General features: G+C 65.2%; 13 protein-coding genes and 1 tRNA gene. 5 read left to right on the top strand and 9 right to left on the bottom strand.

Going from position 1 to position 13,147, the window contains the following annotated elements:
* Nucleotides 1-25: 25 nt before the first annotated feature.
* Together queF and GRI42_RS08240 are read left to right on the top strand one after the other, a co-directional pair.
* Nucleotides 26-484, top strand: a complete 459-nt coding sequence (gene queF / locus GRI42_RS08235; RefSeq protein ID WP_160607942.1) for a preQ(1) synthase — start codon at nt 26-28, stop codon at nt 482-484.
* A gap of 20 nt (nt 485-504) precedes the next feature.
* The gene (locus GRI42_RS08240) at nt 505-1,293 is read left to right on the top strand and encodes a DUF1499 domain-containing protein (protein ID WP_160607944.1); all 789 of its coding nucleotides are present in this window, start codon (nt 505-507) and stop codon (nt 1,291-1,293) included.
* Here GRI42_RS08240 and GRI42_RS08245 read toward each other — a convergent pair.
* The 3 genes from GRI42_RS08245 to GRI42_RS08255 all read right to left on the bottom strand — a co-directional run bounded on the left by GRI42_RS08245 (nt 1,271) and on the right by GRI42_RS08255 (nt 3,454).
* Nucleotides 1,271-2,380 carry an NAD(P)/FAD-dependent oxidoreductase gene (locus GRI42_RS08245; protein ID WP_160607946.1) on the bottom strand — a complete coding sequence of 370 codons (1,110 nt, stop codon included), beginning with the start codon at nt 2,378-2,380 and terminating at the stop codon, nt 1,271-1,273. The genes GRI42_RS08240 and GRI42_RS08245 overlap by 23 nt on opposite strands.
* Before the next feature lie 37 nt (nt 2,381-2,417).
* Nucleotides 2,418-2,493, bottom strand: a tRNA-Ala gene (locus tag GRI42_RS08250).
* A gap of 58 nt (nt 2,494-2,551) precedes the next feature.
* Nucleotides 2,552-3,454: an ABC transporter permease gene (locus GRI42_RS08255; protein ID WP_199800447.1), complete on the bottom strand. Its 903-nt coding sequence runs from the start codon at nt 3,452-3,454 to the stop codon at nt 2,552-2,554.
* A 72-nt stretch (nt 3,455-3,526) separates the two neighbouring features.
* Here GRI42_RS08255 and GRI42_RS08260 point away from each other — a divergent pair, with 72 nt between their 5' ends.
* Both GRI42_RS08260 and GRI42_RS08265 read left to right on the top strand, forming a co-directional pair.
* Complete coding sequence (locus tag GRI42_RS08260; protein ID WP_160607948.1) at nt 3,527-4,210, top strand: GcrA family cell cycle regulator; 684 nt, start codon at nt 3,527-3,529, stop codon at nt 4,208-4,210.
* 180 nt (nt 4,211-4,390) lie between these two features.
* On the top strand, nt 4,391-5,575 hold the full coding sequence (locus GRI42_RS08265; RefSeq protein ID WP_160607950.1) for a GGDEF domain-containing protein: 1,185 nt from the start codon (nt 4,391-4,393) through the stop codon (nt 5,573-5,575).
* Here GRI42_RS08265 and GRI42_RS08270 read toward each other — a convergent pair.
* The 6 genes from GRI42_RS08270 to GRI42_RS08295 all read right to left on the bottom strand — a co-directional run bounded on the left by GRI42_RS08270 (nt 5,558) and on the right by GRI42_RS08295 (nt 11,403).
* Nucleotides 5,558-6,262, bottom strand: coding sequence for a spermidine synthase family protein (locus GRI42_RS08270; protein ID WP_160607952.1), 705 nt, complete (start codon nt 6,260-6,262; stop codon nt 5,558-5,560). The two genes, GRI42_RS08265 and GRI42_RS08270, sit on opposite strands and share 18 nt — an antisense overlap.
* Before the next feature lie 170 nt (nt 6,263-6,432).
* Nucleotides 6,433-8,730: a polyribonucleotide nucleotidyltransferase gene (gene pnp / locus GRI42_RS08275; protein ID WP_160607954.1), complete on the bottom strand. Its 2,298-nt coding sequence runs from the start codon at nt 8,728-8,730 to the stop codon at nt 6,433-6,435.
* A gap of 172 nt (nt 8,731-8,902) precedes the next feature.
* Nucleotides 8,903-9,172 carry a 30S ribosomal protein S15 gene (gene rpsO, locus GRI42_RS08280; protein WP_160607956.1) on the bottom strand — a complete coding sequence of 90 codons (270 nt, stop codon included), beginning with the start codon at nt 9,170-9,172 and terminating at the stop codon, nt 8,903-8,905.
* 5 nt (nt 9,173-9,177) lie between these two features.
* Complete coding sequence (gene truB, locus GRI42_RS08285) at nt 9,178-10,098, bottom strand: tRNA pseudouridine(55) synthase TruB (RefSeq protein ID WP_160607958.1); 921 nt, start codon at nt 10,096-10,098, stop codon at nt 9,178-9,180.
* A complete protein-coding gene (locus GRI42_RS08290; protein ID WP_160607960.1) occupies nt 10,098-10,787 on the bottom strand; it encodes a site-2 protease family protein in 690 nt (229 codons plus the stop codon). The genes truB and GRI42_RS08290 overlap by 1 nt, the downstream gene beginning before the upstream one ends.
* 31 nt (nt 10,788-10,818) lie before the next feature.
* The gene (locus GRI42_RS08295) at nt 10,819-11,403 is read right to left on the bottom strand and encodes a thymidine kinase (RefSeq protein WP_160607962.1); all 585 of its coding nucleotides are present in this window, start codon (nt 11,401-11,403) and stop codon (nt 10,819-10,821) included.
* Nucleotides 11,404-11,502: 99 nt separating this feature from the next.
* Here GRI42_RS08295 and GRI42_RS08300 point away from each other — a divergent pair, with 99 nt between their 5' ends.
* Nucleotides 11,503-13,137: an AbgT family transporter gene (locus GRI42_RS08300; RefSeq protein WP_160607964.1), complete on the top strand. Its 1,635-nt coding sequence runs from the start codon at nt 11,503-11,505 to the stop codon at nt 13,135-13,137.
* Nucleotides 13,138-13,147 lie beyond the last annotated feature (10 nt).

A 13,147-nucleotide genomic window follows, 5' to 3' on the forward strand; every position in this document is an offset into this window, starting at 1 on the left:
GCGCCATTCGCGGCAGATGCGCGGCATGAGCGACACACCGACCCCCAAGTTCCTGGGCGAAAACAGCCCGCTTCCGGCATCGCCCGAAGAAGCCGAACTCGACTACGTCCCCAACCCGCGCAAGGGCCAGCTTTACCTCGTGCGCTTTGCCGCGCCGGAGTTCACCTCGCTGTGCCCGGTCACCGGCCAGCCGGACTTTGCGCATCTCGTCATCGATTATGCACCGGGTGACACGATCGTCGAATCGAAGAGCCTGAAGCTCTTCCTCGGCTCGTTCCGCAACCACAACGGGTTCCACGAGGACGTGACGGTCGGCATCGGCCAGCGCCTGTTCGGGGAAATGAAGCCCCGCTGGCTGCGCATCGGCGGTTACTGGTACCCGCGCGGCGGCATCCCGATCGACGTTTTCTGGCAGAGCGGTGCGCCGCCCGAAGGACTATGGCTTCCCGATCAGGGCGTCTCGTCCTATCGTGGGCGCGGCTAACGAGTAAGGAGGTTGTCCGAATGATCGCAAAGCTACCCAGACTCGCCCTGTGGCTGGCTGTCCTGCTGACCCTGTGGTTCCTCGCAGCGGTATTCGGACCCAAGTTCGGGATAATCGACTGGCGCTTTGCCCTCGGCACGATGGTCCGCAGCGTCGGCCCCATCCTGATCGGCATCACCGCATTGGTGGCACTGGTCGCCCTCGTTGCGATCCTGTGGAAGGGACCGCGCGGCGAATGGTGGAAGGCCGTGGTCGCGCTGGCCATTCCCGCTGCCCTGATGGCAGGTCTCAATTCGGTCCGCACCACGGCCGAAAGCGTGCCGCCGATCCATGACGTGTCGACCGATGTCGACGACCCGCCGCAATTCTCGCAGCTGACGCTGGAAAAGCGCGCGCAGGTGCAGGCCAATCCGCTCAACGACTATTCGGTCCCGCTCGGCCAGCTCGACCCCTGGAGGGACGCCGAAGAGCCGGTCGCCTCCAGCACGCACGCGCAGCTCATCCGCGATGGCTATCCCGAGCTGGCGACCATTCCCTATTCCGTCGAACAGAGCGAGGCGATGGTGGTCGTCACGCTCGCGATGGAGGAAATCGGCCTGAAGGACGTCACCAGCGACGTTGCCGGTGGACGCGTGGAAGGCGTCGCGGAAACCTTCCTGTTCGGCTTCAAGGACGACGTTGTAGCCCGCGTGCGCGACGGCGAGATCGACCTGCGCTCGGTCAGCCGGGTCGGCCTGTCCGACTTGGGCTACAACGGCGCGCGCCTCAAGAAGCTGTCGGAAGAGATCAGGGCCCGCCTGGGCGAGTGAACCGCCGGATCCAGCGGCGGTCGAGCCAGTCCTTGAGCCGTCGCAACCAGCGGGCTCGCAGGGCGACTCTGCCATAACTCACGATCGCCTCGCCGCGACCCGTGTTCAGCAGGTAGAAGTCCATCCCGCGCCCGCGGTACGCGCCTGACGGCTCGCGTCCCGCAAGCGCAGCGCGCAGGTTCTTGGCCAGCACAGGTCCGGCATAGACGGCATGGACGCCCGAATGCGGCAGGTCGCGATCCGTGCGGCGGGCGATGTCGCCGGCAGCAAAGATATGCGGATGGCCGCAGACCCGCTGGTGAGCGTCGACCTCTATAAACCCGTCCCCGTCCACCGGCAGACCGCTCTGCCGCGGCCAGTCCGGCGCTCCGCTTCCCACGGCCGCGATGACGAGGTCGATGCGGCCCAGCGGCTCGGCCCCGGCGACGAGTTTGCCGTCACGGAATTGCGCCTCCACGGCGATTGTCCTGATTTCCTGCGATGCCAGCTCCTTCGCAACCGACCGGCGAACAGCCGCCGAATGGTCGGGCAGGAGACCCTTGTCGCCGGTCACCAGGATTACCCGCGCCGCATGCGGCAGCGGCGCATTGGCGGCCCCGAAGGCGAGTTCGACGCCGCCCGCCCCGCCGCCGACCACGGCGATCCGCCGCGGCGGGGCGGGCGAATCGCGCAGGGCCCGCCACCGCTCGACGAAGGCGTCGATCGGCCGGATGTCGAGCAGGCGGGGATCGTCACCCAGCAGCCTCGCCGCCTGTCCCGCTCCGCCCGTCGCGATTGAGCACACGTCGAATTCGAGTACGGCGCCATCGGCGAGGGTCGCCTTCCTGGCCTGCGCGTCGAGCGCGACCAGTTCCGACCTGTGCCATTCGATGCCGGTTTCCTCGACCAGCGGCGCCAGCGGGATCATCGCCTCGCTGGCCCGGTATTCCCCTGCCAGCCAGCCGGGCACCATGCCCGAATAATACATCGCGTCGCGCGGCTCGACGAGGATCACGCGCGCGGATGGCGCGCCCTTCTTGCGGATGTCGTCGATGACCCCGAGATGCGCATTTCCTGCGCCCACCAGAAGGAGGGTCCTGCCATCCATCGGGCGGGTCTAGCGGGGATTTACCGGGCGGGGAACCTGGTGGAGCCGAGCGGGATCGAACCGCTGACCTCGTCATTGCGAACGACGCGCTCTCCCAACTGAGCTACGGCCCCGTTCCAGGCAAGGCGCACGCAATTAGCGAAAAGAAAAGCGCCCGAAAAGGGCAAAATCCTAACTGCGGATCTTCCAGCCGGACTTGAGAACACGGTAGACCAGATAGGCCAGCACGAGGTTGAACAGGCCGAGGCCGAGCGCGCTGGAGATGACCGCCTCGTTCGTGTCGCCGATGTCACTTTCGCCGAGGAAACCGAAGCGGAAACCGCTGATGACATAGAAGAACGGGTTCACCCGGCTGACCGCCTGGAAAGCCGGCGCAAGGTTGTCGATCACGTAGAAAGTGCCCGACAGCAGGCTGAGCGGCGCGATGACGAAATTGGTGACCGCGGCGTTGTGGTCGAACTTCTCCGCCCAGATCGACGCCAGCAGGCCGAGGATGGCGAGCATGGCCGCCCCCATCAGCCCGAACCAGGCGACCGCCCAGGGATGGGCGAGCGACAGGTCGACGCCCGGATAGAAGGCCATGGCCAGCGCCACGGCCCCGCCCACCATGATCGCGCGCGTGATCGCGGCGGCGACGATGCCGCCCATCAGTTCGCCCACCGACAGGGGCGGCATGAGGAGGTCGATGATGGTCCCCTGGATCTTGCCCGACAGCAGCGAAAAGCTGGAATTGGCAAAGGCGTTCTGCATCATGCCCATGACAATCAGCCCCGGCGCGACGAAGGTGGCGAAGTTCACGCCGAGGATTTCGCGGTCCGTCCTGCCCAGTGCCACGGTGAAGATGACAAGGAACAGCAGGGTGGTAACCGCAGGTGCCCAGATCGTCTGCGTCTGGACCTTGAGAAAACGGCGAACCTCCTTAATATAGAGGCTCCATAGACCCACGCGGTTGATCCCGGTGATGACCGGCTGACCGCGTTCGGGGAAACGACCCTTCCTCCCGGCATTCTCTTCGGTGAAAGAGGCATCGCCTTGTGGCATGTCCGGGGACGCGGGTTGGACTTGATCGGCCATGGGCGTGCGCCTAGGGCCAAGCTACCCGGCTGGCAAGCCGTGCCGGGCGCAGTGAAGGAATACGGAACGAGTATGAGCTGGACCGACGAACGGATCGCGACGCTGAAGAAGATGTGGGAAAGCGGGTCGACCGCCAGCCAGATCGCCGACGAACTTGGCGGCGTCAGCCGCAACGCCGTCATCGGCAAGGCACATCGCCTCGGCCTGAAATCGCGCCCTTCCCCGGTCAAGGCCGGCGAAAAGAAGAAGGCTGCCAAGCCTGCCGCCGCCGCACCCAAGGCCGCGCCCAAGAAGGCCGCGCCGCGTCCGGTTGCAAAGCCGGCCAAGCCTGCCGCCGCACCGGTTGCAAAGCCTGCCGCCCCGGCGACGAAGGCCGATGCCGTGCCCTCGCAGCCACTGCCCAACAAGACGCCCGACCTGCCCAAGATCGTGTCGGTCGGCCCCGGCGGGTTCCTGCGCCAGGGTCCGGGCGACCAGCAGCCGCCGATCCCGCCGGCACCGCCGCGCCGTCTCGTGCCGGCCAAGCCCGATCCCTCGATCGCCGACAAGACGAGCCTGCTCGACCTGTCGGACAAGGTCTGCCGCTGGCCGATGGGCCATCCGGGCGAACCGGATTTCCACTTCTGCGGCGATGCCGTGAACCCCGGCTTCCCCTATTGCGTCCAGCATTGCGGCCGGGCCTACCAGGCACAGCTGCCGCGTGGTGCACGCCGGCCCCCTCCGCCGCTGCCGTTCGGCGGTCCGCGCGTCCGCTGAGGCGGGTTCTCGTCAAAACCTAAACGGGCCATTTCATCGGAAAATGGGATATTTCCGCCATTTTGGAGGAAATATTTCATCCTTGGCAACCATATCGGTTGACCAGCTTGTCACGGTTGCCTGTCAAAAACGATGACGGAGCGATGCCCAGTTGCGGGTTATCGATACGGGACCTGAGCAATGGAATGGGCTAGCGCCGCATTCGGTGCATTCTTGGGAATAGCTGGGGTCGTCGGGGCAGGTGCCCTGGCGCTCTATCCCCTCGTCCGTCGCAGCTACCTTGTATGGGGCGCGATGCGCATGGCCTTCTTCGCGGCCATGGCACTGGCGCTCCTGCTAACCAGCGCACCGCTCCTGCCCGATATGGGTCTCGACGGACTGCGGCTGAGTGAAATCGCGCTGTCGCTGGGCGTCGCCTGTACGGGCCCGTTCCTGGCAACCTATATCGAGAAGCACATCACCCTCGGCCAGCACCGCCGCCACCTGTGGTACATCCTGCCGCTGGGCCTGTTCGCGGCCATCGCCACGGCGCTGGGCGAACGCCTGCCGATGTTCCACCAGTTCCACGATTTCGCGCTGCTGCTGGCGACCTTCCTGCTGGCCTCCGGCCTCTGGGCGGCGGTCCGCCGCGGCAGCCGCGTGGCGCAGATCCAGGCGGTCGGCTGGGCACCGCTGATCCTGCTGGGCATCGGCGCCTTTAGCTACGAGTTCTTCGTTCGCGAAGACTTGCCCTACTGGCAGGTGGCCGTGCTCGCGGGCCTGACGCTCGACCTGCTCGTCACCTTTGCCGGCATCATCCGCAATTTCGGGCAGATCATGCTCGAACGCGACCGCGCCGTCGCCAATATCGAGGCGGCCGAGCAAATGATGCATATCGACCCGCTGACCAACATCGCCAACCGCCGCGGGTTGGAGCATCACTTCGTCCACGCCCCTGGCAAGCGCCCGGTCGGCCTGGCACTGATCGACTGCGACCACTTCAAGCAGATCAACGACAATTTCGGCCATGACATGGGCGACCGCGTGCTTGCTGCCGTGGCGCAGGCGCTGAAAGGGCATGACCTGTTCGAGGCCCGTCTCGGGGGCGAGGAATTCGTCGTCCTGATCTACAGCGACGACTGGCAGAACCTCGCCGAAACCGCACGCCGCCGGATTACCCATGTGGTGCGCTTGGCCGTGCCCGAAATGCCCAATGCGGTCACCGCGAGCGCAGGGCTTACCGCCATTGCCGCCAGCGACACGCTGGGCAGCGCGCTGAAGCGAGCCGATCGCGCGCTCTATGCAGCCAAGGAAGGCGGTCGCAACCGCAGCCTCGCTCTTACCGAGTTCCGCCCCGACAAGGCGCCGCTATTCGAGGTCGCCTGACGCCGAATTGCGCTTGCGGGCGAACCAGATGGTGTGCCGCGGCCCCTTGTTGTTGGGCCGGGCACGAACGATCCGCTCCTCGACAGTGAAGCCTGCTTCCTTCAGCCGGCGGGTGAACTTGTGGTCGGGCGCCGCCGACCATACCGCCAGTATCCCGCCCGGGCGCAGCGCGTCGCGCGCCTTGCCCAGACCGGTGGATGAATAAAGCCGCTGGTTGCCGTCGCGCACGATGCCGTCCGGGCCGTTGTCGACGTCGAGCAGGATCGCGTCCCACTTGTCGCAGGTGCCGTCATTGGCATCGTCGATCAGCGCCGCCACGTCGCACAGAACCACCTGTCCGCGCGGGTCGGCCAACGTCTCGCCCGTAAGTTCCGCAAGCGGCCCTTCGGCCCATTCGAGGATTTCGGGGACCACTTCGGCGACCACCACCTCTGCCCCCTCTCCCGCCGCCGCCAGCGCGGCGCGGAAGGTGAAGCCCATGCCGTATCCGCCGATCAGCACGCGCGGCCTCTCCTTGCCAAGTTCGGCGAGCGTCAGTTCGGCCAGCTGTTCCTCGCTGAACTGCATGCGCGTGCCCATCAGCTCGTCACGCCCCAGCATGATGATGAAGTCGCGCCCGTGGCTTACCAGCGTCAGCGTATCTCCGCCGGGTATCTGGGCGGTGGCAATGGTTTCGCGGGGGAGCATGGGCAGGCTTTCTCGGCAGGCTTGATGGGGATGGCGGTGCAGTAGCGCCCCCGGCCGGGGTGCGCCACGCCTTAGTCAGGCCCCCAAACCGCGCAAGCTAACGGGGGCAGGCATGAAAAAAGGGGCCGCCGGAAAGCCGGCAGCCCCCTCTTGTTTCGTTCCGCGAAGGATCAGTCCTTCAGGAAGTCTGGCACATGGGCTTCGCCGCCCCCGTGGTCGCCGCCACGGTCGCCGCGATCGCGACGCGGGCCGCGGTCACGGTCGCCGCCACGGCCACCACGACCGCCACGGCGGTCGCCGCCACGGTCGCCGCGCGGGCCACGGTCACCGCGGTCACCGCGCGGTTCGCGCGGCGGACGGGTGTCCTCCAGCTCTTCGCCGGTTTCCTGGTCGACGACGCGCATCGACAGGCGGACCTTGCCGCGGTTGTCGATCTCGAGGACCTTGACCTTAACTTCCTGGCCTTCCGACACGACGTCGGTCGGCTTCTCGACGCGCTCGTTCTTCATTTCGCTGACGTGGACGAGACCGTCCTTGCCGCCCATGAAGTTCACGAAAGCACCGAAATCGACGATGTTGACGACCTTGCCGTTGTAGATCTTGCCTACTTCGGCTTCCTCGACGATGCCTTCGATCCACGCGCGTGCAGCGGCGATTTCATCGGCGTTCGACGAGCTGATCTTGATCACGCCTTCGTCGTCGATGTCGACCTTGGCGCCGGTTTCGGCGACGATCTCGCGGATCACCTTGCCGCCCGTGCCGATGACGTCGCGGATCTTCGACTTGTCGATCTGCATGGTCTCGATGCGCGGGGCATGGGCCGAAAGCTCGGTACGGGCCGAACCCAGGGCCTTCTGCATTTCGCCGAGGATGTGCTGGCGACCGGCCTTGGCCTGTTCCAGCGCCTTGGCCATGATTTCCTGCGTGATACCGGCCACCTTGATGTCCATCTGCATGGTGGTGATGCCGTTCTCGGTGCCTGCGACCTTGAAGTCCATGTCGCCGAGGTGATCTTCGTCACCCAGGATGTCCGACAGGACGGCGAACTCGTCGCCTTCGAGGATGAGGCCCATCGCGATGCCCGAAACCGGGCGTTCGATCGGCACGCCGGCGTCCATCATGGACAGGCAGCCGCCGCAGACCGTCGCCATCGAGGACGAGCCGTTCGACTCGGTGATGTCCGACAGGATACGGATGGTGTAGGGGAAATCGTCATGCGAGGGCAGGACGGGGTGCAGCGCACGCCACGCCAGCTTGCCATGGCCGATCTCGCGACGGCCCGGCGCGCCGAAGCGGCCCACTTCACCGACCGAGTACGGCGGGAAGTTATAGTGCAGCATGAAGTTCGAGTAGGAGAGACCCTCCAGCCCGTCGATCATCTGCTCGCTGTCCTTGGTGCCCAGTGTCGTGGTGCAGATCGCCTGCGTTTCACCGCGGGTGAACAGGGCCGAACCATGCGCGCGCGGCAGGAAGCCGACCATCGCCTCGATCGGGCGGACCTGGTCGAGCTTGCGACCGTCGATACGCTGGCCGTCCTTGAGGATGGCGGTGCGCACGATGTCCGCTTCCAGCTTCTTGACGAGCTTGGTGGCGACCATGGCGGTCTGGCCGTCGGCTTCGGCGTAATGCGCCTTGGCCTTGGCACGCGCTTCGTTGAGCGCGTTGGCACGGGCCGACTTGTCGGTAAGCTTGTAGGCAGCGGCGATATCGTCGCCGATCAGGCTCATGAGTTCCGACTTCATCGCCGACTTGTCGTCCGACTGGTCGATTTCCCACGGGTCCTTGGCAGCCTGTTCGGCCAGGTCGATGATCGCACCGATGACCTTGCGGCTTTCGTCATGCGCGAACATCACGGCGCCGAGCATTTCCTCTTCGGTCAGCTCCTTGGCTTCGGATTCGACCATCATCACGGCGTCCTGAGTCGCAGCGACGACGAGGTCGAGGCGGCCGTCTTCCAGCGCCTTGTCCTGCTTCGGGTTGAGGACGTATTCGCCATCGATGAAGCCGACGCGGCAGGCGCCGATCGGGCCCATGAAGGGCACGCCCGAGATGGTCAGCGCAGCCGAAGCGGCGACCATGGCGACGATGTCGGCCTCGGTCTCGCCGTCGAACGACAGGACCTGGCAGATGACGTTGATTTCGTTGTAGAAACCTTCGGGGAACAGCGGGCGGATCGGACGGTCGATCAGGCGGCTGGTCAGCGTTTCCTTTTCGGTCGCGCCGCGCTCACGCTTGAAGAAACCACCCGGGATACGGCCTGCTGCCGAGAATTTTTCCTGGTAGTGGACGGTGAGCGGGAAGAAGTCCTGGCCTTCCTTGACGCTCTTGGCGGCGGTCACGGCGCACAGCACCACGGTTTCGCCATAGGTGGCCAGAACGGCACCGTCAGCCTGACGGGCGATACGGCCGGTTTCCAGAGTGAGGGTCTTTCCGCCCCACTCCACCGATACGGTTTTCGTGTCGAACATTGATATTCCTTCTGAACCCGCGGGGCCACATTGCGCTCGCGGGGCCTACTGTGCCGGGTATTCCGTCCCGGTCCGGTGCGGGGCTGTCTGCGCCCCATTGTCCGCTCCCAGCCGGATTGCTCGGGAGCCGGATAAACGAAGGGCGGCCCGATGAGCCGCCCTCCGGAAACTCTTACTTGCGAAGACCCAGCTTCGCGATCAGCGCATTGTACCGCTCGACGTCTTTCTTCTTGAGATAGGCGAGCAGGTTGCGGCGCTTGTTGACCATCATGAGCAGGCCACGACGCGAATGGTTGTCCTTGTGGTGGTCCTTGAAGTGATCGGTCAGGTTGCGGATACGCTCGGTGAGGATCGCGACCTGTACTTCGGGGCTGCCCGTGTCGTTCGAACCCTGGGCGTTGTCCTTGATGATCACTTGCTTCTTTTCGGCGGTAACCGACATTTCATTCACTCCGCGACATCCGGCAGGTTGAAACCCCGCACGACCTTGGCCGAGCCACCGGTGAGTTCCATCAGCGCTACGGGAGTATCCTCCAGCTTCGCGAGATAGAGCCCGTCGGTATGGGGCAGTTCCGACAATACCCGGCCCTGGCGGACCGCCTGCGCGCTGTCGGGATCGAGGGATAGAGCCGGGATGTCGTCCAGCCCCGCCTCTAGCGGCAGGAGTAGGTGTTCAAGAGGCGCGCCCTTAGCGATTTCCTCCAGCTTGTCCAGCGAAATCGCCTGTTCCTGGAGGAAAGGGCCCGCCTTGACGCGACGTAAATAGGTGACGTGTCCGCAGCTTCCAAGCGCCTGTGCGATATCCCGTGCAAGGGAGCGGATGTAGGTGCCCTTGGACACGTGGGCACGCAGCGTCACCTCGCCTTCGCCAGCTTGGACGAGGTCGAACGAGTAAATGGTCACAGCACGCAGTTTCATCTCCACCTGCTCGCCGGCCCGCGCGCGGTCGTAAGCGCGCTTGCCGTCGACCTTGATCGCCGAATAGGCAGGCGGTGCCTGCTCGATCGGGCCGGTGAAGTGCGGGAGGATGGCGGAAACCTCGGCGGCGGAAGGGATGACCTCGCTCCGCGCGACCACCTCGCCTTCGGTATCGAGCGTGTCGGTCTGTTCGCCGAAGCGGATCGTGAAATCGTAGATCTTGCTCGCATCGAGCATCCGGCCAGCCAGCTTGGTCGCCTCGCCCAGCGCGATGGGCAGCACGCCTTCGGCCAGCGGGTCGAGCGTGCCGCCATGCCCCACCTTGGTCTTGGCATGACCGCCCTGCCGCAGCACGCGCTTGACCATGCCGACCGCCTGGGTCGAGCCGAGGCCGCGCGGCTTGTCGAGGACGAGCCAGCCATGCGGCGCAGGCTTGGTACGCTCTGACATCAGGCGAGGAAGCGGGCGATGGAATCGGCGACCGAAAAGAACAGTCCGCTCATCCATTCGACCGGCGGCCAGACGGTATTCTCGATCCAGCGGGCGTCGGGAAAGGCCCAGCTGGCCGCGATGATCACGACGAGCAGCAACATGCCGAAGGCCTGCAATTGCTGCCAGTGCCTCGCCCAGCGCCGCGGCAGGAGGCCGCCCAGGATGTGCGACCCGTCGAAGGGCGGGATCGGCAGCAGATTGAAGAAGGCGAGGAAGGCATTGATCAGGATGAACGCGCCGAAAGCGGTCATCGCGAATTCGGGCAGCTGCGTGCCCCAGTTCGTCGCCAGGCCCGAGGCAATGCCGACCAGCACCGCGCCGACGAAGGCCAGCAGGATATTGGTCCCCGGCCCCGCGGCCGCGACCGCCATCATGCCGTAGCGCGGATTGTTGAGCCGGTTCGCATTGACCGGCACAGGCTTGGCCCAGCCGAACACCGGCCCGCCGAAAAGCGCCAGCGCGCCCGGCACCAGCAGCGTGCCGACGGGATCGACATGCTTGATCGGGTTGAGCGTCAGGCGCCCCATGTCGCGGGCAGTGGTGTCGCCGAGAGCCAGCGCGGTCCACCCGTGAGCCACCTCGTGGAACACGATTGCGATGACGAGGCACGGGATCAGGATCGCCGCGAGGATGAGAGTATCTGTCATTGCCGGAATGTAGGAAGTCGGACCGCCGGCTTCACCCCTCGCCCGCCAGTGCCTGCGAGAAATGCCTGCGGCACATGGCGACATAGCGGTCGTTGCCTCCGATTTCGGTCTGCGCGCCTTCGCTGACAGCCTTGCCGGTTGCATCGACGCGCAGGTTCATCGTCGCCTTGCGCCCGCAGTCGCACACGGCCTTCATTTCGACCAGCGCATCGGCAATGCCAAGGAGGGCAGCGGAACCGGGAAACAGCTCGCCCTGGAAATCGGTGCGCAGGCCATAGCACAGCACCGGGATCCCGTGCCTGTCGGCAAGATCGGCCAGCTGCCACACCTGCTCCTTGGTCAGGAACTGCGCCTCGTCCACCAGCACGCAGGCGAGCGGCGTTTCGGCGTGCTGGGCAAGCACATGGCCCGCAATATCAGTGCTGCTCTCGAACCGGTTGGCATCGCTGGCCAGGCCGATGCGGCTGGAAATCGCGCCGAAACCCGGGCGATCGTCGATGGCCGCGGTCCACAGCGAAACCTTCATCCCCCGCTCGCCATAGTTGAACGCGGTCTGGAGGAGCGTGGAACTCTTCCCCGCATTCATGCTGGCATAGTAGAAATAGAGCTTGGCCATCGCTGGGTCCTAGCCTGCTGCGCCAGGCCTGTTAAGGAGACCGTCAGACAGGATTGGGGATGACAATCCCGCGCAAGTAAAAGGCGAGGCACTACAAAGATGGCAGAAGCGAGGACCGCGACCAGCACGCAGACCGGAATTCTCGGATGGGTGGAAAGGACCGGCAATAAGCTGCCCGACCCCGTCTTTATCTTCTTCTACCTGATCCTGGCCCTTGTTGTCGTGTCGATCATTGCAGCGATGGCGGGGGTTTCCGCCCTGCATCCCACCGCGATCGACGAGGCCACGGGCGCAGCGCTGCGCATCGATGCCGTCAGCCTGCTGGCGCCGGAAAATATCCAGCGGCTCTGGGTCGAAATGCCCAAGACCTTCACTCACTTCCACCCGCTCGGTTACGTGCTGGTAGTGATGCTGGGCGCAGGCGTGGCGGAACGTTCAGGCTTCTTTGCGGCAGGCATGTCCAAGGCCGTGAAAAGCGCTCCGAAGGCGCTTCTGACGCCTGTCGTTGCGCTTGTTGCCATGATCGGCAACCACGCGGCCGATGCCGGCTATGTCGTGCTGATCCCTCTCGCAGGCATCCTGTTCGCCGCCGCGGGTCGCCATCCGCTGGCCGGGATCGCTGCCGCATTCGCCGGCGTTTCGGGCGGCTTTTCGGCCAATATCTCTCCCGGCCAGCTAGACGCCTTGCTGTTCGGCATCACCGAGGAAGCGGTCGGCGCGAGCGCGCTCGATCCGACCTGGACCGCGAACATAGCGGGCAACTGGTACTTCATCACTGCCATGACAGTGCTGTTCCTGCCGATCATCTGGTACGTGACCGACAAGGTCATCGAGCCGCGGCTGGGCCCTTGGAAAGGCGGCGCGACCGCCGGCGCGGCCGACACAGCCGATGTCGCCATTCCCGGTGACGAGCAGGCGAGCAAGGGCCTGCGCCATGCCGGGCTGGCCGCACTTTTCGTCATCGCCCTTTGGCTTGTGATGGTCTTCGCGCCGGGCACGCCCCTGATCGACGAAGCTGCCTGCGACACGATCCCGGCCGCCAATTGCTCGATCCACACCCAGCTTGCCCCGCTCTACCAGTCGCTGGTCGCGGCCTTCTTCCTGCTCTTCCTGCTGACCGGCTGGGCCTATGGCCGTGCCGCAGGGACGATCAAGGACCACCGAGATCTGGTGAACATGATGGCCGAAAGCATGAAGGACATGGGCTATTACCTCGTCCTTGCTTTCGCCGCCGCGCATTTCGTGGCCATGTTCGGCTGGTCGAACCTCGGCCTGATTACCGCCGTGCACGGCGCTGCAGGGATCGAGAGTACGGGCCTGCCGCTGCCGCTGGTGATTGGGCTGATGGTGCTGTTTGCTGCCTTGCTCAATCTCTTCGTCGGCTCGGCCAGCGCGAAATGGGCGCTGCTGGCTCCGATCCTGGTGCCCATGCTCATGCTGCTCGGTATCAGTCCGGAAGGCGCCACCGCAGCCTACCGCGTGGGCGACAGCGCGACCAACATCATCACGCCGCTGATGGTCTATTTCCCGCTGATCCTCGTCTTCGCGCAGCGCTGGCAGAAGGATTTCGGCCTCGGCAGCCTTACCGCGATGATGCTGCCGTACTCGCTATGGCTGCTCGTCTCGGGCACGCTGTTGATCGTCGGTTGGGTCTATCTCGGCATACCGCTGGGACCGGATGCACCGGTCGGCTACACGCTGCCCGAAATGGCTGCGCCGGCGATCGCGCAGTGATCGCCGGCTA

It is taken from the genome of Qipengyuania gaetbuli (assembly GCF_009827315.1).
In the GTDB taxonomy this organism is placed as follows: Bacteria; Pseudomonadota; Alphaproteobacteria; order Sphingomonadales; family Sphingomonadaceae; genus Qipengyuania; species Qipengyuania gaetbuli.